This is a genomic window from Noviherbaspirillum malthae (assembly GCF_015352985.1).
Taxonomy (GTDB): domain Bacteria; phylum Pseudomonadota; class Gammaproteobacteria; order Burkholderiales; family Burkholderiaceae_D; genus Noviherbaspirillum; species Noviherbaspirillum malthae.
Window position 1 is genome coordinate 521570 of sequence record NZ_JACYXF010000001.1, and the last position, 18864, is coordinate 540433.

Here is an 18864-nt window from a genome sequence, read left to right on the forward strand (position 1 = left end):
TCTTGATTGCGATGCCCTACCTAATTGTTTATAATTAGAGAGTTAACGAAATTCGCGCTCGCTATCGCGAGTTTCGTCGGGGATGACGGCTGAAGTTGGCCAAATCATAAAAAGGATGGGCAGATGCCCATTTTTTTTTTGTTAAACAGTTTGCGTCGGCATTTTTGCACTCGACGCGTGCGTTTTGGAGAGTGGCTTGCGGTTGCTGGATTTGGTTGAAAAAACCGTGACGGGCATGGGTTATGAACTGGTCGACCTCGAACAGGCGGCCCATGGCTTGCTGCGCGTTTATATCGACTTTCCGCCCGAGGCGGCGGACAAGGGGAGCATTACGGTGGAAGACTGCGAAAAGGTCAGCCACCAGCTTTCCCATGTATTGACGGTGGAGAATGCCAGCTATGAACGGCTGGAAATTTCCTCCCCGGGGCTGGATCGGCCTTTGAAGAAGCTGTCGGATTATGTCCGCTTCGCAGGTCAGGAGGCAGTGGTCAAGCTGCGCATGCCGATGCCCGGAGCCGCCAACCGCAAGTCCTTTCAGGGGGTGCTGCATGAGCCCGAGGGCGACATGCTGAAATTGGAATTTGAAGGAAAAGATGGACCGGCGATGTTGGAATTTACCCTCGCCGACGTGGACAAGGCACGCTTGGTGCCGAAAGTGGATTTTAGGAGTCGCAAAGGATGAGTCGCGAAATATTGCTGTTGGTTGATGCTCTGGCACGAGAAAAAAATGTCGATAAGGAAATCGTCTTCGGAGCCCTCGAGCATGCGCTTGCTCAAGCGACAAAGAAGCGCTATGACGGCGAAGTCGACGTCCGCGTTTCCATCGACCGCGAAACCGGGGAATTCGAGTCCTTCCGTCGCTGGCATGTCGTTCCCGACGAAGCAGGCCTTCAGTTGCCCGACCAGGAAGTCCTGCACTTCGAAGCCAAGGAACAGATTCCCGATATCGAAATCGACGACTATATCGAAGAGCCGATCGAGTCGGTTGAATTCGGCCGCCGCTTTGCGCAGGACACCAAGCAGGTTGTGCTTCAGCGCATCCGCGACGCCGAGCGCGAACAGATCCTGGCCGACTTCCTCGAGCGCGGCGATTCGCTGGTCACCGGTACCATCAAGCGCATGGAGCGCGGCGATGCCATCGTCGAATCGGGCAAGATCGAAGCGCGCCTGCCGCGGGATCAGATGATTCCCAAGGAAAACCTGCGCATCGGCGACCGCGTGCGGGCATACATCCTGCGTATCGATCGCAATGCGCGCGGACCGCAGGTGATTCTGTCGCGCACCGCGCCGGAATTCATCATGAAGCTGTTTGAGCTGGAAGTCCCCGAAATCGAGCAGGGCCTGCTTGAGATCAAGTCGGCAGCCCGGGATGCCGGCGTACGCGCGAAGATTGCCGTATTTACCAGCGACAAGCGCATCGACCCGATCGGTACCTGCGTCGGCATGCGCGGTTCCCGCGTTCAGGCCGTGACCGGCGAGCTGGGCGGCGAGCGTGTCGATATCGTTCTCTGGTCGGAAGACCCGGCACAGTTCGTGATCGGTGCGCTGGCGCCGGCGAATGTGTCGTCGATCGTGGTGGATGAAGAGAAGCATGCGATGGACGTGGTCGTCGACGAAGAGAATCTGGCGATCGCCATTGGCCGCGGCGGACAGAACGTGCGGCTCGCTTCCGAACTGACCGGTTGGCAGATCAATATCATGACTGCCGAAGAGTCGGCTGACAAATCAGCGGCGGAAACTGCGGTGATCCGGACGCTGTTCATGGAAAAACTCGATGTCGACCAGGAAGTGGCTGACATCCTCGTTGAAGAAGGTTTTTCAAGTCTGGAAGAAATTGCATACGTCCCCATCTCGGAGATGCTTGATATCGAAGCCTTCGACGAGGACACGGTCAATGAACTGCGCAACCGCGCGCGCGACGCGCTCGTCACGGAAGCCATTGCTTCCGAGGAAGGGCTGGAGGGCATGGATGATTCCCTCGCCAATCTCGACGGCATCGATCGCGTAATAGCCGGCAAGCTCGGCCTCGCAGGAATCAAGACGCTCGGCGCATTTGCCAATCTGGCCTATGACGAGTTTGGCTCGATTCTCGCTTTGCCGGTCGAACGCGCACGCGAGCTGATCGAAACCCAGTTTAAAGACGTAACCGATGATGAAATGCGTCTGATCGACGCAAAGTACGACGATCGCGCCAGGGCACTGCAAGCCAAGGCACGGGAGCTTGCCGAATCTAAATGATGAAGAAAGCTCCACTAACATCCGTCGTGCTACATAGAAAAGAGGACTGAATGGCGAGTAACAACGTAGCCCAATTTGCCACCGAACTGAAGATGCCCGCAGACTTGCTGTTGACGCAACTGCGTGCTGCAGGCGTCGAGAAGAGTTCGGCGTCCGATATCTTGTCCAAGGAAGACAAGGATAAGCTGTTGAATCACCTGCGCCGCTCCCATGGCGGTACGCCGGAAGGCGAGAAGAAGAAAATCACGCTGACCCGCAAGGAAACGACGGAAATCCGGCAGGCCGATGCCACCGGCAAGTCGCGCACCATTCAAGTCGAAGTGCGCAAGAAGCGTACTTTCATCAAGCGTGACGAACCTGCGACAGAGGAAGCTGCACCGAAGGAGGCTGCGGCTCCGGTCGTTGACCAGGCGGAAATCGAGCGTCGGGCGGAAGAAGAGCGCCGCCAGGCCGAGCTGATTGCGCGCCAGGAAGCGGAACTCCGCGAAAAGCAGGAGCGTCTTGCCCGCCTGGAAGCGGAAAAGGAAGCGCAGGCCAAGGCGCAGCGTGAAGCGGAAGAGGCCAAGCGCGCCGAGGAAGCGCGCGTCGCGGCCGAACGTGCCGCTCAGGCGGCCAAGGCCGACATGACCGCTGCCGAGGAGCGCAAGCGGGCGGCTGACGAAGAGGCGAAGAAAAAAGTCGCGGAACAGGAAGCAAAGGCTGCGGCCGAGCGGGCTGCGGCGACCGAGCGAGCGCGCAAGGCGGTAGCGGATGAAGTGGCGCAGATCAAGGCCATGATGAGCCAGCCGCGGCGCGTGATGAAAGCGCCGGAACCGGCACCTGCTCCAGCGCCTGCCGCCAAGGCAGCCGAAGGTACCTTGCACAAGCCGGCGGAAAAGAAACCCGGCGAGAAGAAAGACGACAAGAAACCGGCGACCGGCACTGCCGACAAGAAGTCCATCAAGTCGGCCAACGTGTCGTCGACCTGGCAGGACGACGCTGCCAAGAAGCGCGGCATCAAGACTCGCGGCGGCGCAGCCACGCCGGCTCCGGGCGGCCGTGACGGATGGCGCGGCGGACCGAAGGGTCGCCGCTCGTCGCATGGCGACGACCGCCACGAGTCCAACTTCCAGGTGCCGACCGAAGCGGTGGTCAAGGATGTGCATGTGCCCGAAACGATCACGGTCGCGGAACTGGCGCACAAGATGGCAGTGAAGGCCTCCGAAGTCATCAAGCATCTGATGAAGCTCGGACAGATGGTGACGATCAACCAGGTTCTTGATCAGGAAACAGCAATGATCCTGGTCGAGGAAATGGGGCACAAGGCATTTGCAGCCAAGCTGGACGATCCGGAAGCCCTGCTGGAGCAGGCCGGCGAACACAGCGATGCCGAGGCATTGCCGCGCGCACCGGTGGTGACCGTCATGGGCCACGTCGACCACGGCAAGACTTCCTTGCTGGATTCGATCCGCCGCGCCAAGGTTGCGGCAGGCGAAGCGGGCGGCATTACCCAGCACATCGGCGCTTACCATGTGGAAACGCCGCGCGGCATCATCACCTTCCTGGATACGCCGGGTCACGAAGCGTTCACCGCGATGCGTGCACGCGGCGCCAAGGCGACCGACATCGTTATTCTGGTGGTTGCAGCCGACGACGGCGTGATGCCGCAGACGAAGGAGGCGATTTCTCACGCCAAGGCGGCAGGAGTGCCCATCGTCGTCGCAATCAACAAGATCGACAAGCAGGGCGCCAACACCGAGCGCGTGACCCAGGAACTGATCGCGGAACAAGTGGTGCCCGAAGCCTACGGCGGCGATGCGCCGTTCATTCCGGTGTCGGCCAAGACCGGCCAGGGCATTGACGATCTGCTGGAGAACGTGCTGCTGCAGGCCGAAGTGCTGGAACTCAAGGCACCGGTGGATGCGCATGCGAAGGGACTGGTCATCGAAGCCAAGCTCGACAAGGGCCGCGGTCCGGTGGCAACGGTTCTGGTGCAGTCGGGTACGCTCAAGCGCGGCGACGTCGTGCTGGCAGGTTCGTCGTATGGCCGCGTGCGCGCCATGCTCGATGAAAACGGCAAGAACGTTGCCGATGCCGGTCCGTCGATTCCGGTCGAAATCCAGGGCCTGACTGAAGTGCCGGCAGCCGGCGAAGAAGTCATGGTGATGGCAGATGAACGTAAGGCACGTGAAATTGCCTTGTTCCGTCAGGGCAAGTTCCGTGACGTGAAGCTGGCCAAGCAGCAGGCGGCGAAGCTCGAAAACATGTTCGAGCAGATGGCTGAAGGCGAAGTGAAGAATCTGCCTCTGATCATCAAGGCCGACGTGCAGGGTTCGCAGGAAGCCATCGTGCATGCGATGCAGAAGCTGTCGACCAACGAGGTCCGCGTGCAGATCGTTCATGCCGCAGTCGGCGGCATCAGCGAATCCGACGTCAACCTCGCTGTCGCGTCGAAAGCCGTCATCATCGGCTTCAACACGCGCGCCGATGCATCGGCAAGGAAGCTGGCCGAGACGAGCGGCATCGACATTCGTTACTACAACATCATTTACGATGCGGTGGACGAGATCAAGGCGGCGATGTCCGGCATGCTGGCACCCGAGAAGCGCGAACAGGCACTGGGTCTGGTCGAAATTCGCCAGGTCTTCCACGTCAGCAAGGTCGGCTCGATCGCAGGCTGCTATGTGCTCGACGGCCTCGTCAAGCGCGGTTCGTCCGTGCGCCTGCTGCGCGACAATGTCGTGGTCTGGACAGGCGAACTGGATTCGCTCAAGCGCTTCAAGGATGACGTAAAGGAAGTGAAGGCAGGCTTTGAATGCGGCTTGTCGCTCAAGAACTTCAACGACATCAAGGAAGGCGACCAGCTCGAAGTCTTCGAGGTGCAGGAAGTCGCGCGGACGCTGTAAGCTGCAGGCGCGCTTCGCGCTCAGGCTGACACGCAAGTTGCAAAAGGCAGCAACCAAGCATGCGCCGCCGTATGAGGAATACGGCGGCGCATGATGTTTGTGGGGTGCGTGTTTTCTGACGTTGCCGGCATTGCTTGAAAACGATTGCGATTCACCTCGGTCTGGCTACCATGTAGCCAGGGGATCCGAGATCCGGATACTGAAACACGATACGGATCGTCCTTGGTGCCGCAAGCGTCAGTGCTGCCCTCAGCGCCGTTCCCGATGCCGCCCAGTGGGACCGCCACCCCGACAACGACAACAATAGCCAGTAAGCAAGGAAGTCATAGCATGGCCAAACATAGCAAATCCATACCCGGCCGCGGTGTGCGCGTCGCCGATCAGATCCAGCGCGATCTTGCCGAAATCATCGCGTATGAACTGAAAGATCCGCGCGTCGGCATGATCACCATCACCGAAGTGCAGGTAACGCCCGATTACGCGCATGCAAAGGTGTTCTTCACGACGCTCGTCGACAACGAGGAAGCAATCAAGAACACCTTGTCCGGCTTGCACAAGGCGTCGGGTTACATCCGCGGCCAGCTCGGCCGCAGGCTGACCATTCACACCATTCCCGAACTGCATTTCGTGCACGATCGCTCTACCGCGCGGGGCATGGAACTCTCGAAGCTGATCGACCAGGCAAACGCCTCGCGCGCCGCGGACTTCGATCCCGAATAACTGTAGTCAACCCGGCGCCAGGCGCCGCAGCATGAGTGCAATCCAATCATATGGCGCAACAACGCCCCAAGAAAATTCGCGTGCCGGTAGACGGCGTGCTTCTGCTGGACAAGGCCGCCGGCATGTCCAGCAACGACGCGCTGATGAAGGCGAAATGGCTGTTGAGCGCGAAGAAGGCTGGCCATACGGGCACGCTCGATCCTTTCGCTACCGGCCTGCTGCCGCTGTGCTTCGGCGAGGCCACCAAGTTTTCGCAAGATCTGCTGGAAGCCGACAAGACGTATGAAACTGTCGTGCACTTGGGCATCACGACCGACACCGGCGATACCGAAGGTGCCGTCGTTGCGACTGGCGAAGTCAGTGTCACCCTGCCGCAGATCGAACAGGCGCTGGCGGGTTTTCGTGGCTGCATCGAACAGGTACCGCCGATGCACTCCGCGCTCAAGCGCGACGGCAAACCCCTCTACGAATATGCACGCGCCGGCATCACGCTCGAGCGCGCCGCACGCAGCATCACGATCCACCATCTGGAACTGCTCGACTACCAGGCGCCTTTCCTTCGGCTGCGCGTCACTTGCAGCAAGGGCACCTATATCCGCGTGCTGGGCGAAGACATCGGCAAAGCTCTGGGGTGCGGCGCGCATCTCAAGGAATTGCGGCGCACCGGCGTCGGCGCCTTGACGCTCGCGGGGGCCGCTACGCTGCAAAGCCTGGAAGCCGCGGCGGAGACCGACAGGCCGGCAATGCTGGCGCCTGTCGATGCATTATTGTCCACTTTTCCCGAGATACGCCTGTCGTCCATGCTGGCAACACGCTTTCTGCACGGACAGCGCCTGCCGCTTGGCAAGGAGGATGTCAGCCTGCCAAGCGCCAAAGGCAGGGTTCGCGTATATCGGAAAGACAACGGCCAGCTGCTCGGAACGGCGCAGCTCATGCCCTACGGCGTACTTGCGCCGGAGAGGCTGGTCGCGTCGCTGCCGCAGGCCTGAAAAAAGGCTGAACGAAGCGCGAATCTTTTTCGTCCGCTCCTGTCCATACAGCTCCCGAGGCGATGCAAGCCATTGAAAAACAAGTATTTTTGAAATTTAATGCGTCGCAGCATGCTATAATTTTCGGTTCTTCGAGTCCGCACTAAACCACCATGTCAAACACAAAACGCGCACTGCGCAATATCGCCATCATCGCTCACGTCGACCACGGCAAAACCACTCTGGTTGACCAGCTGCTCCGCCAGTCGGGTACCTTCCGCGAAAATCAGCAAATCGACAATCGCGTAATGGATTCCAACGACCTCGAGAAAGAGCGCGGCATCACCATTCTGGCCAAGAACTGCGCGGTCGAGTATGAAGGCACGCACATCAACATCGTCGATACGCCCGGCCACGCCGACTTCGGCGGTGAAGTCGAGCGCGTGCTGTCGATGGTCGACTCCGTGCTGCTGCTGGTGGATGCGGTCGAAGGCCCGATGCCGCAGACGCGCTTCGTGACGCGCAAGGCGCTCGGCCTGGGCCTCAAGCCCATCGTCGTGGTCAACAAGATCGACCGTCCGGGCGCACGTCCCGACTGGGTCATCAATGCGACGTTCGAACTTTTCGACAAGCTGGGCGCGACCGAAGAACAGCTCGATTTCCCGGTGGTGTACGCCTCCGCACTGAACGGCTACGCCAGCCTCGATCCGCAAGTCCGCGAAGGCACGATGAAGCCGCTGTTCGACTCCGTGCTGGAAAACGTCCCGGTGCGCGACGACGATCCGGACGGCCCGCTGCAGCTGCAGATTTCCTCGCTCGACTACTCCTCCTACGTCGGCAAGATCGGCATCGGCCGCATCAAGCGCGGCCGCGCAAAGGCGCTGCAGGACGTGATCGTGATGAACGGTCCCGATTCCACACCGATCAAGGCGCGCATCAACCAGGTACTCAAGTTCAAGGGCCTGGAGCGCATGCTGGTCGATGAAGCCCAGGCCGGCGACATCGTGCTGATCAACGGCATCGAAGAACTCGGCATCGGCAGCACCGTCTGCGCGCCCGATGCCCCGGACGCATTGCCGATGCTGAAGGTCGATGAACCGACGCTGACCATGAATTTCCTGGTTAACAACTCGCCGCTGGCCGGCCGCGAAGGCAAGTTCGTCACCAGCCGCCAGATCCGCGACCGTCTCGACCGCGAACTCAAGTCCAACGTGGCGCTGCGCGTCACCGATACCGGCGACGACACCACGTTCGAAGTCTCCGGCCGCGGCGAACTGCACCTGACCATTCTCCTCGAAAACATGCGCCGCGAAGGCTACGAGCTGGCGGTATCCCGTCCGCGCGTGGTGTTCAAGGAAATCGACGGCGTCAAGTGCGAGCCGTACGAGCTGCTGACCGTCGATGTGGAAGATTCCCACCAGGGCGGCGTCATGGAAGAACTCGGCCGCCGCCGCGGCGACCTGCAGAACATGGAACCGGACGGCAAGGGCCGCGTGCGCCTCGAATACCGCATTCCGGCGCGCGGCCTGATCGGCTTCCAGTCCGAATTCATGACACTGACGCGCGGTACAGGCCTGATGAGCCATATTTTCGACGACTACGCGCCTGTCGATACCAACAAGCCGGAACTGGCAGGCCGTCGCAACGGCGTGCTGATCTCCCAGGACGACGGCGCTGCCGTGGCCTACGCGTTGTGGAAGCTGCAGGATCGCGGCCGCATGTTCGTCAGCCACAACGACCCGGTCTACGAAGGCATGATCATCGGCATTCATTCCCGCGACAACGACCTCGTCGTCAACCCGATCAAGGGCAAGCAGCTGACCAACGTGCGTGCCTCCGGTACCGACGAAGCGGTGCGCTTGGTGCCGCCGATCCAGCTGACGCTGGAATACGCGGTGGAATTCATCGAGGATGATGAGCTGGTCGAAATCACGCCCAAGAGCATCCGCCTGCGCAAGCGCTTCCTGAAGGAGCATGAGCGCAAGAAGGCATCGCGCGAAGCCGCATGATGCATTGAGCTTGCCTTTGCACGGTTCGAAAAGGACCGTGCAATCATGCCGAATCAGTGCAAGACGCCCGGCCCCCGAAAGGGTAGCCGGGCGGATTTTTATGCAGTGCCAATTCTTGTCAACTGTTTATGCCGCTTTTGACGAACCATCAACGAGCCTTGCTGCTCATGATCATTGCGCCGACGATGTGGAGCATCGCCGGCGTCATCACGCGCCATCTCGATGCTGCGCGCGGATTCGAAGTCACCCTCTGGCGCAGCATATTTTCCGCGCTCGCCGTGGCCCTGGTGCTCGGCATGCAGCAGGGGCCGCGCAAGGCGGCCGCCACGATACGTTCCGCCGGCATGACAGGCGTGTTGAGCGGCATGATGTGGTGCACGATGTTTACCGCGTTCATGATCGCGCTCACGCGGACCACGGTCGCCAATACCCTGATCGTCCTGAGCATCGCCCCGCTGCTGACCGCGTTTCTCGCCTGGCTAGTGCTCAAGCAGCAGATTCCGCGAAGGACCTGGTTGGCGATCATCGCCGCCGTCGCCGGCATCCTGTGGATGTTCGTGAATGGCATGAGCGATGTGAACGGCGATCACCTGGCCGGCATGCTGATCGCAGGCGCGGTGCCGGTGGCTTCCGCGGTCAATCTCATCATTCTCAAGCGCAGCGGGCAGGGCGTGGACTTGATGCCGGCCGTCCTGCTGGGCAGCGTGTTTTCCGCACTGCTGATGCTGCCCTTTGCCTGGCCCTTGCAGGCATCATGGCACGACATCGGCCTGCTGGCGGTGCTGGGTGTCTTTCAGCTGGGCGTTCCCTGCCTGCTGCTGGTGAAGGCGGCAAAGAGCCTGTCTGCGCCCGAGGTGGCGCTGCTCTCGCTGCTGGAAGTGCTGCTCGGCCCCTTGTGGGCCTGGCTGGGCGCGGGTGAAGTGCCTGCACGCGAAACCCTGTACGGCGGCAGTGTGGTCATGGCGGCCCTGGTGCTCAACGAACTGGCCGCCTTGCGTTCCCTGAACCGCAGGAAGCCGCAAGCCGAAGACGCCGCAGAAAGAAAAGCCGGGTCGATTGCCGACCCGGCTGCATGTGTTGCTCAGCGCTTAAGCGGCGTCGCTTCAGGCCGCAACGGTATCGGTCTGCGGCACTGCCTGCTGCGTCTTCAGAACGTCGGCGATGGCAGCGAATAGCTGATCGACCTGCTGCTTGTCGATGATCAGCGGCGGCGACAGGGCAATGATGTCGCCGGTGGTCCGGATCAGCACATTCTTTTCCCAGAAACATTTCTGGAATACATCGAACGCACGCGCCGTCGGCTTGCCGGGCACGCTTTCGAGCTCAATGCCGCAGACCAGTCCCAGATTGCGCACATCCTTCACATAAGGCAGGCCTTTCAGGCTGTGCGCCGCCTGTTCGAAGTAGGACGCCATCGCCGCCGCCCGGTCGAACAATCCTTCCTCCTTGTAGACCTCGATGGCAGCAACGCAGGCTGCCGCTGCGAGCGGATGGCCGCTGTAGGTATACCCATGGAAAAACTCGATGGTGTTTTCCGGGGCGGCATCCATGAAGGCGTCGTGGATATCCTGCCGCACAATCACCGCGCCCATCGGCACGGCGGCGTTCGTCAGTCCCTTGGCGCAGGTGATCATGTCCGGCACCACGCCGAAGAAGTCGGCGGCGAAGGCGCTGCCCAGACGGCCGAAGCCGGTGATCACCTCGTCGAAAATCAGCAGGATGCCGTACTTGTCGCAGATGGCGCGCAGTTTCTGCAGGTAGCCCTTGGGCGGCAGGATCACGCCGGTGGAGCCCTGCACCGGTTCCACGATGACCGCAGCGATCGTCGCCGGATCATGCAGGGCCAGCATGCGCTGCTCGAGTTCGTCCGCCATTTCCGCGCCGTGCTCGGGCAGGCCGCGCGAGAACGCGTTTCGGGCGATGTCCAGCGGATGGCGCAGATGGTCGATGCCGGGCAGCGTGGGGCCGAAATGCTTGCGGTTGCCGGCAATGCCGCCGACCGCGATGCCGCCGAAGCCCACGCCATGGTAGCCGCGCTCGCGGCCGATCAGCCGGGTGCGCAGGCCGTCGCCGCGCATGCGGTGATAGGCGAGCGCGATCTTCAACGCCGTATCGACCGATTCGGAACCGTCATTGCAGAAGAACACCCGGTTCAGGCCTTCGGGCGCGATCGAGGCGAGCGCCGTCGCCGCCTCGAAAACTTTGGGATGTCCCATCTGGAAGGTCGGCGCGAAATCCATTTCGGCCGCCTGCTGCTGGATCGCTGCAGTAATTTTAGGATGGCAATGGCCGGCGTTCACGCACCACAGGCCAGCGGTGCCGTCGAGAATCCTGCGCCCGTCGTCGCTGGTGTAATGCATGCCGGAAGCGGCGGCCAGCATGCGCGGCTTGCTCTTGTATTGCCGGTTTGCGGTGAAGGGCATCCAGAAATGCGAGGTATCCAGAGGTTGGGCCATAGCGTTGTCTCTTTTGAAATGAGTTGTTGGAATGCTGGTGAAACGTCACACGGAACGACGATTGCAGCGTGTCTTTGTAAGGCTATGACTACGGGATTGCGTCGATGTGCGGCAAGTCATTATGAGCCTGCTCAGGGAAAAGGCAAGCTGCTCATTCGAGGTACACGATACTCAAAAACTATTTGGCTTGAAAACACCAAGGAACCGGCCACTTCGGCAAAACACTCATCTTCGTCGGATTAGAACTAGTAACGTCACCCTACTTGTGGAGCTTCGGTAATGAACGTAACCCAGCGTATTGCAAGGAAACTGATTCATCCGGACGACGGCCAGACAGGACAACCCCGTACCGATGAAGTACCGATGTCGGCGCATGCTGGCCTTGAGCGTGCGGCAAATGACACTCCCATATTTAGGCAGCCCGCTGCAATCCGCAGCGCCCGGAAAAAAATAGAACGGTTTCTTGCGAAATACGTACAGCGCTCACCCAAAATCGAGGTGAGAAAATCGCCCTCCGAAGCCGTTTATCTCCTGAAAGCAGATGGGACATGGGAGTTATCGCCTTCAGCAGGAACAGCGTCGGATCTGGTTAATCAAAAGCCGGGACGTCTCCAACGAGACAGGCGTCGGCTTCTTGACGAGGCTCAGGCGGTCAACCTCAGTAACAAGACTAAACCAGCTGGCATGAAATCTTTGTCATCTACTCAACCTGAGCCACCGTCCAAGTCAGAGCTTCGTCATTCAAATGTTGACAAAGGCAAAGCAAGAGAACTGGATTTTGTTCCCATAGGTATAGGCATGTCCATGTCATCGCATACGCATGGGGTCGAGCAGCTGATAGATTTACTCGAAGCAAGTCAAGTTGGCATGGAGGCAGGCCTTTCTATCATGCTTAACATAACAATTAATTCAGAGAACTGGAAACCTGCCCGAGAGGCTTTTGCGCAAAGTAGTGCTACCTTGCGCCGCATGTCAACCTCAATGGCAGGCCTAAGGGATTTAGAGAGGATGATCAAGTTGATCAATATTGATACGACTTCCCTAAATATGGGAAGTCTAAAAGCAATGTCCGAAAGAGCTGCAAGGCTGTATGACAAGTCGATCCAACGATACCAGGAAGCTACACTCGGTGATCTGAAATTCGGTGAGTTGGGAGAGCCGGCAACCTATTCTTTACCCGTAGAGGGACAGCGGTCGCTTGCTTTTTCTGCACCGGTAGTGCGAGAAATCATGCTGGCTGCAAGAGATTTGAACGAATTATTGAATGACCTACGGGCTGAGATCGACGCCCTGAAAGCGCTTGCTCGGAGTCCGAAAGCGCCCCCGATGCGGCCTATGAAGTAGCATAGCCAAGTTGTGCCGGAAACGGTTTTAGAAGCTGTTATGCGAGCTACAGACAAGGTGAAGCGGGAAATCGCCGCAGAACCTAGACAAGTTAAGGGAGTCTTCACTTATAACGGACAATCGTTCAAGAAATCGTCGGTGCATCAATCTTTACAGCAGAACTTCAACCGGGAGAGGGCGGCAATAATGCTAGACTTATGCCGCAAACTGCAAGGTTTTGCCCAAGCAGCAAGGTTGCAAGGAGCCTGCAGCAAGCGCATCAGCAGCAATCCACTTTCAATCCCGCATGACTCAGAAAACTACCCCCAAGCGCACCATCTCGGTCGCCCCGATGATGGACTGGACCGACCGCCACTGCCGCATGTTCCACCGGCAGATCACCCGCCATACCTGGCTGTACACCGAAATGGTCACCACCGGCGCCTTGCTCTACGGCGACGTGCCGCGCCATCTCGACTTCAACCAGGAAGAGCATCCGGTCGCGCTGCAGCTGGGAGGCAGCGAACCCGAGGATCTGGCAAAAAGCGCGAAGCTCGGCGAGCAGTGGGGCTACGATGAAATCAACCTCAATTGCGGCTGCCCGTCGGAGCGGGTGCAGAAGGGCGCGTTCGGCGCATGCCTGATGGGCGAGCCCCAACTGGTAGCCGATTGCGTCAAGGCCATGCGCGATGCGGTCTCCATCGATGTCACGGTCAAGCACCGCATCGGCATCGATGATGTCGAGTCCTACGATTTCGTGCGCGATTTCGTCGGCACCATTGCAGACGCCGGCTGCAGTACCTTCATCGTGCATGCGCGCAATGCCATTCTGAAAGGCTTGAGCCCGAAGGAGAACCGCGAGATCCCGCCGCTCAAGCCGGAGTATGCCTACCAGCTCAAGAAAGATTTCCCTCAGCTTGAAATTCTTATCAACGGCGGCATCAAGACCGTCGAGGAAATCGACCTGCATCTGCAGCATGTCGATGGCGTGATGCTCGGCCGCGAGGCCTATCACAACCCCTATCTGATGGCGTCTTTCGATGCCCGCTATTACAGCGACGAGGCCGAACCCAAAACGCGTGCCGAAGTGCTCGAAGCCATGATGCCGTATATCGCCGATCAGCTCGCCCGCCACGGCAAGGCTGCCGTCGGCGGCGGCCTGCGTCTCAACAGCATCACCCGCCACATGCTCGGCCTGATGACCGGCCTGCCCGGTGCGAGGGTCTTCCGCCAAACCCTGTCCGATTCCAGGCGCCTGGCCGCAGGCGACCCTGCATTGCTGATGGACGCGCTCGCCCGCATGCAGCCGTCGCGCGCGCTCGCCGCCTGATTCTCTTGCTCCGTATTGCCGTGCCGTTGATCAAATGGCACGGATTCTGCACACCCTTTCCGTTCATCGGCATCGCTCCCCTGCGTACATCAAGACCCGCAGGACGACGCCCGCATTGAATCGTATCCAAACAGAACGAAACGGAAAGGACCGACATGTCACAGGATCAAGCTTCATTTCCCCCTCAGCACCAAGACCATCAGCCCGGATCGGAAGCGGCAATGACGCCGCGCCCCCAGGCGGAGATGAAGAACTACAAGGGCAGCGGCAAGCTGAAGGGCAAGGTGGCACTGATCACCGGCGGCGACAGCGGCATCGGCCGAGCGACGGCGATCGGTTTCGCCAAGGAGGGCGCCAATGTCGTCATCGCCTATCTCGACGAACACCAGGATGCCCAGGAAACGCAGCGCCTGATCGAAGCCGAGGGGCGCGAATGCGTAATCATCGCGGGCGACGTGGGCCAGTCGGATTTCTGCAGGAAGATGGTCGATACCGCAATGACTTCCTTCGGCCGCCTCGATATCGTCGTCAACAATGCCGCCCAGCAGTATCCGCAGCAAAGCATTGAAGACATCAGCGACGAGCAGCTGCTGCACACTTTCCGTACCAACATCTTTGCGATGTTCTACACCGTGCGTGCGGCAATGCCGCATCTCAAGCCGGGGGCGCGCATCATCAACACCACGTCGGTCACGGCCTATCGCGGCAGTTCGCATCTGCTGGATTACTCGTCGACGAAAGGCGCGATCGTTGCATTCACGCGTTCGCTGTCGCAGCAACTGCTTGAGAAGGGCATCCTCGTCAATGCGGTCGCGCCAGGCCCGATCTGGACGCCGTTGATACCAGCCAGCTTTGACGAGAAGCAAGTTGAGAAATTCGGCCAGCAGGCGCCGCTGAGCAGGGCAGGCCAGCCGGATGAGGTTGCACCATCGTATATCTTCCTGGCTTCGGAAGACTCTTCGTACATGACGGGTCAGGTGCTGCATCCCAATGGCGGCGAAATCGTCAATGCCTGACGCTCGCCGGATCGAGAAGTGATGCGCCGGCATCGAGCGCGACGGCATGTGCCGCGCGCTTGATGTGAGGTCAATACTCCTTGAGCCGGTTGTACAGCGTCTTGAGGCTGATGCCAAGCGCCTCTGCCGTGAGACGCTTGTTGCCGCTGTAGTGCTTGAGCGTGGCAAGGATGATTTCCTTCTGCGCATCGGCCAGCGGCGTGCCGACGAAGAAATTGAGATAGCCTTCGTGCACTGTCGGCTTCTTGGTCGAGAGGTCGGAAATGCAGTCCTCGATATTGAGCGTGTCGGTGCCGATGATGTAGGCGCGCTGCACGACGTTCTTCAATTCGCGTACATTGCCTGGCCAGGAATACGAGCGGATGACATCGAGCGAACTGCGGGAAAAGCTTTTCTGCGCCTTGCTCTTCTCATTGAGTTCGTTCAGGAAATGCTGGGCCAGCGCCTCGATGTCCATTCCGCGCTCGCGCAGCGGCGGAATGCGGATCGGAAAGACGGCAAGGCGGTACATGAGGTCTTCACGCAGATTGCCTTGCTTGACGGCAGTATCGAGATCGCGGTTGGTTGCCGCGATCAGGCGAACATCGACCTTTACTTCCTCGTCGCCGCCAACGCGCAGAAACTTCCCGCACTCCAGCACGCGCAGCAGCTTGACCTGCATGTCCACCGGCATCTCGGTGATTTCATCGAGAAACAAGGTGCCGCCCGAAGCATGCTCGAAGTAGCCGATGTGCTGCTTGACCGCACCGGTGAAGCTGCCTTTTTCGTGGCCGAACAATGCGGCTTCGATCAGGTGCGCCGGAATGGCGCCGCAGTTGACCGCGATGAACGGCTGCTCGGCGCGCGGGCTGGCATGATGGATCGCATTCGCGATCACTTCCTTGCCGGTGCCGCTCTCACCAACGAGCAGCACGGTAGCGCTGGTTGCCGCAACCCTGTCCACCTGCTGGTAAAGCCTCTCCATCACGGGAGACGTGCCTTGCATGATGCCGAAGTGCATGAGGGATTTTTCGAGGGCCATTTGTGTTTCCATGTCGCCCTGCGGCTGCGGGCGGTCGCTGCGTTCCAGCGTTAGCAAAGTAGTGGACGTCATGATTCTTACACCAAAGCTTGGAGGCAAACTTGCGCTAATTCAGTTCCTTTGCGCAAAGCTCGAACTTGCATGTTGCCGGTTGGATAGAGCATGCCGGCATACCGGCACAAGGGAAGGTAAAGATACACGATCAAGCCAAAAGCGTCTGTCTACTCTAATGCATTGCAGCTTGAACCGAGCCACAAATTTAGCTATCGGCGCGTTGCGTTTCGCATGTGAAAGAGTACCTTGCCTGCTGTAAGGCTTACGCTGGAAGCAGCAAAACTTACGGCCTGCAAAAACCGTCGTCTCGACGTGCCCAGGATTGCGACGGGCAGCGCATGCAGATGCGAGCGCAAGCGCACTGGCATGAAAGCTGCCTAGAGCAAAAGTGCTGCAATGACGGAACCTTGACGAACTTATCGTAAAAGGCATGGTCAAGAACGAGACAAAACGACGTTAACTTTTTTGAAAGGAACGAGCATGAATTCACTCAAGACCACATCGAAGATCCTGCTGGTTGTTGCTGCGCTGAGCATGACTGCAGTGGGTTGTGATCGCCGTGCCGGCGATACCTCGGGCGGCAGCGGCGCATCGGGCACCAGCTCCAGCGGTGCAGGCTCCATGGGTTCGTCCGGCTCCGGTGCCGGCACTGCTGGCGGCACTGGTACAGGATCGAAGTAAGTCAGTCGCACTACTGCAAGACATGCGCAGCGCAGGCCGGCTTCATGCCACCTGCGCTGCGTTTGCAAACCGTCGGTTTGCTCGACGCGTTCCTGCAATAAGCATTTGAGCCAATTTTCATACCCATGCACATCATGCCGGATGGCATTGCAAATCAAGTTCCATTGCAATCAAACATTTTGCCGAAAGCATTTCCCACCCCAACGAGAAGCGCAAGCCGATCGATAACAAACCTCAGTTTTTACTGCTCCCGGTCAATGACGAAACATATGCTTGCTTGGACAATTCCAATCAACAGCGTATGCTGAAGATTAAGTAGTATCGGCCGCCTAGAGCCATCGCCAACCTTCAACCGATTTCCAACAAGAATTCAACAGGCTCGCGCCGCCTCGATCCAGTACGAGGAGCGGCACGCGAACCATGACGGACATCAGCACGTTGCACTTCATGCGCCGGCTGTTGTCCATTGCTGCATGGGCGCTTGCCCATCGGTGCAACCGTTAGAGAAAATTGACATATGCCACATGTACTCATCGTCGACGACGACCAGAACACCCGTGAAGCGCTGGCGGCCATCACGACCGCAGAGGGGTTCACGACTGCAACAGCAGGAAGCATCCGGGATGCGCAAAGCCAGATCATGCTGCAGCGACCGGATGTGGTATTGATCGATCTTAAGCTGCCGGATGGCAACGGCATGGATCTGTTCAACGACATCGAGTCGCGCGCGACCACCGAGATCGTTCTGATTACCGGCCACGCGAGCGTGGAAACGGCGGTCGAAGCCTTGCGGCTGGGTGCTGCCGACTATCTGACCAAGCCAATCAATTTCAAGCGTCTCAAGGGCCTGCTGTCGCGCATACCGCGCACCGTGGATCTGAAGGAAGAGATCGGCGTGCTGCGCAGCGAACTGCGGCGTCTCGGGCATTTCGGCCAGATGCTGGGCGCGGCGCCGGCCATGCAGAAGCTCTACAACCACATCGGCCGCGTGGCGCCCACCGAGGCGACCGTGCTGCTGCTCGGCGAGAGCGGCACCGGCAAGGAAATGGCGGCGCAGACCATTCATGAACTCAGCCTGCGGCAGAAGCATCCCTTCCTGCCCGTGAACTGCGGCGCAATCTCGCCGCAACTGATCGAAAGCGAAATCTTCGGTCATGAAAAAGGCAGCTTCACCGGAGCAGACCGCCAGCACAAGGGTTACTTCGAACGCGCCAACGGCGGCACGCTGTTCCTCGACGAAATCACCGAAATGCCGATCGAGCTGCAGGTGAAGCTGCTGCGCGTGCTGGAGACCGGCTCATTCATGCGCATCGGCAGCAACCAGGAAATCGACACCGACGTGCGCGTCATCGCGGCGAGCAATCGCGATCCCGAGGCGGCCGTGGCCGAGGGCAAGCTGAGGCTGGACCTGTATCACCGCCTGAATGTCTTCCCGTTGAAGATTCCGCCGCTTCGCGAACGCGGCTCCGACATCGAGTTGCTGGCGCAGCATTTTCTCGACGAGCTCAATTCCGCGCACGGCACCAGCAAGGTCTTGTCGCAGGACGGTCTGGCCTGCCTGAGCAATTACCACTGGCCGGGCAATGTGCGCGAGCTGCGCAATTACATTCAGCGCGCCTTCATCCTGTCCGACCACACCATCGATGCGGCGGCGCTGGCGCCGGTGATCACCACGCAGTCGCCGGTAGGTCTCACGCTTGCGATCCCGGTCGGCACCTCACTGGCGGATGTCGACCGCAAGCTCATCTATGCCACGCTGGAACTGTGCGGCGGCGTGAAGAAGCGCGCGGCGGATATTCTCGGCATCAGCCTGAAGACCTTGTACAACCGGCTGGAAGAGTACGGTCCGTATGAGGGGACTGTGCAGAAGAAGGATGAGCCTTCGTCGATGCATGGAAGCAGTGATTCCTATCATTGAAGCGTCAAGCCATGCGCGCGTAACAAGTCACGCGCTGGAATCTCTTCCGTTCAGGGGCGGCCAGTGAGGCGGATTTGGCAATTGTTTCGCAACGGATGCGCTGCGGCGGTGAAGCTATAGAGCGACTTGAAGTCACGACGTAGAAAGGCGGCACGGACTGAATTAGACGGTGTCGCAACCCGTTCCCTCCCAACCTCCCCCTTGAAAGGGGAGGGGCGTCCTTTAAACTTCGCTCGGCATCAAGT

The 18864-nt window shown here is 59.4% G+C and carries 14 protein-coding genes; 12 read left to right on the forward strand and 2 right to left on the reverse strand.

What is annotated here, in order from left to right:
• The first annotated feature begins 196 nt into the window (after window positions 1–196).
• The 7 genes from rimP to IGW03_RS02695 all read left to right on the forward strand — a co-directional run bounded on the left by rimP (window position 197) and on the right by IGW03_RS02695 (window position 9995).
• Complete coding sequence (rimP, locus tag IGW03_RS02665) at window positions 197–682, forward strand: ribosome maturation factor RimP (protein ID WP_194720942.1); 486 nt, start codon at window positions 197–199, stop codon at window positions 680–682.
• Window positions 679–2238: a transcription termination factor NusA gene (gene nusA, locus IGW03_RS02670; protein ID WP_194720943.1), complete on the forward strand. Its 1560-nt coding sequence runs from the start codon at window positions 679–681 to the stop codon at window positions 2236–2238. The genes rimP and nusA overlap by 4 nt, the downstream gene beginning before the upstream one ends.
• A 50-nt stretch (window positions 2239–2288) precedes the next feature.
• The gene (gene infB, locus IGW03_RS02675) at window positions 2289–5123 is read left to right on the forward strand and encodes a translation initiation factor IF-2 (protein ID WP_194720944.1); all 2835 of its coding nucleotides are present in this window, start codon (window positions 2289–2291) and stop codon (window positions 5121–5123) included.
• Between the two features lie 330 nt (window positions 5124–5453).
• Entirely contained in the window at window positions 5454–5843 is a 390-nt protein-coding gene (rbfA, locus tag IGW03_RS02680) for a 30S ribosome-binding factor RbfA (protein ID WP_194720945.1), read from the forward strand.
• Window positions 5844–5893: 50 nt separating this feature from the next.
• The gene (gene truB / locus IGW03_RS02685) at window positions 5894–6832 is read left to right on the forward strand and encodes a tRNA pseudouridine(55) synthase TruB (protein ID WP_194720946.1); all 939 of its coding nucleotides are present in this window, start codon (window positions 5894–5896) and stop codon (window positions 6830–6832) included.
• Window positions 6833–6984: 152 nt separating this feature from the next.
• On the forward strand, window positions 6985–8820 hold the full coding sequence (typA, locus tag IGW03_RS02690; protein WP_194720947.1) for a translational GTPase TypA: 1836 nt from the start codon (window positions 6985–6987) through the stop codon (window positions 8818–8820).
• Between the two features lie 158 nt (window positions 8821–8978).
• Complete coding sequence (locus IGW03_RS02695) at window positions 8979–9995, forward strand: DMT family transporter (RefSeq protein ID WP_323744916.1); 1017 nt, start codon at window positions 8979–8981, stop codon at window positions 9993–9995.
• Here IGW03_RS02695 and aptA read toward each other — a convergent pair.
• A complete protein-coding gene (gene aptA / locus IGW03_RS02700) occupies window positions 9924–11276 on the reverse strand; it encodes an omega-aminotransferase AptA (protein ID WP_194720949.1) in 1353 nt (450 codons plus the stop codon). The genes IGW03_RS02695 and aptA overlap by 72 nt on opposite strands.
• 279 nt (window positions 11277–11555) lie before the next feature.
• Between aptA and IGW03_RS02705 the strand changes: the two genes are divergently transcribed.
• From IGW03_RS02705 to IGW03_RS02715, 3 genes are all read left to right on the forward strand, one after another.
• The gene (locus IGW03_RS02705) at window positions 11556–12620 is read left to right on the forward strand and encodes a hypothetical protein (RefSeq protein ID WP_194720950.1); all 1065 of its coding nucleotides are present in this window, start codon (window positions 11556–11558) and stop codon (window positions 12618–12620) included.
• A gap of 286 nt (window positions 12621–12906) precedes the next feature.
• The gene (gene dusA, locus IGW03_RS02710; RefSeq protein ID WP_194720951.1) at window positions 12907–13929 is read left to right on the forward strand and encodes a tRNA dihydrouridine(20/20a) synthase DusA; all 1023 of its coding nucleotides are present in this window, start codon (window positions 12907–12909) and stop codon (window positions 13927–13929) included.
• 155 nt (window positions 13930–14084) lie between these two features.
• Complete coding sequence (locus tag IGW03_RS02715; protein ID WP_194720952.1) at window positions 14085–14945, forward strand: SDR family oxidoreductase; 861 nt, start codon at window positions 14085–14087, stop codon at window positions 14943–14945.
• Between the two features lie 70 nt (window positions 14946–15015).
• Here the strand turns inward: IGW03_RS02715 and IGW03_RS02720 are convergent, their stop codons facing one another.
• Window positions 15016–15978 carry a sigma-54 interaction domain-containing protein gene (locus IGW03_RS02720; protein WP_228534994.1) on the reverse strand — a complete coding sequence of 321 codons (963 nt, stop codon included), beginning with the start codon at window positions 15976–15978 and terminating at the stop codon, window positions 15016–15018.
• 522 nt (window positions 15979–16500) lie between these two features.
• Between IGW03_RS02720 and IGW03_RS02725 the strand changes: the two genes are divergently transcribed.
• Window positions 16501–16701, forward strand: coding sequence for a hypothetical protein (locus tag IGW03_RS02725; protein ID WP_194720954.1), 201 nt, complete (start codon window positions 16501–16503; stop codon window positions 16699–16701).
• Window positions 16702–17218: 517 nt separating this feature from the next.
• A complete protein-coding gene (locus tag IGW03_RS02730) occupies window positions 17219–18619 on the forward strand; it encodes a sigma-54-dependent transcriptional regulator (protein WP_194720955.1) in 1401 nt (466 codons plus the stop codon).
• The last annotated feature ends 245 nt before the right edge of the window (window positions 18620–18864 follow it).

Coding starts and splice junctions, on each gene's coding strand:
- nusA (WP_194720943.1), top strand. CDS start 679: ATGAGTCGCGAAATATTGCTGTTGGTTGATGCTCTGGCACGAGAAAAA.
- infB (WP_194720944.1), top strand. CDS start 2,289: ATGGCGAGTAACAACGTAGCCCAATTTGCCACCGAACTGAAGATGCCC.
- rbfA (WP_194720945.1), top strand. CDS start 5,454: ATGGCCAAACATAGCAAATCCATACCCGGCCGCGGTGTGCGCGTCGCC.
- truB (WP_194720946.1), top strand. CDS start 5,894: ATGGCGCAACAACGCCCCAAGAAAATTCGCGTGCCGGTAGACGGCGTG.
- typA (WP_194720947.1), top strand. CDS start 6,985: ATGTCAAACACAAAACGCGCACTGCGCAATATCGCCATCATCGCTCAC.
- aptA (WP_194720949.1), bottom strand. CDS start 11,276: ATGGCCCAACCTCTGGATACCTCGCATTTCTGGATGCCCTTCACCGCA.
- IGW03_RS02705 (WP_194720950.1), top strand. CDS start 11,556: ATGAACGTAACCCAGCGTATTGCAAGGAAACTGATTCATCCGGACGAC.
- dusA (WP_194720951.1), top strand. CDS start 12,907: ATGACTCAGAAAACTACCCCCAAGCGCACCATCTCGGTCGCCCCGATG.
- IGW03_RS02715 (WP_194720952.1), top strand. CDS start 14,085: ATGTCACAGGATCAAGCTTCATTTCCCCCTCAGCACCAAGACCATCAG.
- IGW03_RS02720 (WP_228534994.1), bottom strand. CDS start 15,978: ATGGAAACACAAATGGCCCTCGAAAAATCCCTCATGCACTTCGGCATC.
- IGW03_RS02725 (WP_194720954.1), top strand. CDS start 16,501: ATGAATTCACTCAAGACCACATCGAAGATCCTGCTGGTTGTTGCTGCG.
- IGW03_RS02730 (WP_194720955.1), top strand. CDS start 17,219: ATGCCACATGTACTCATCGTCGACGACGACCAGAACACCCGTGAAGCG.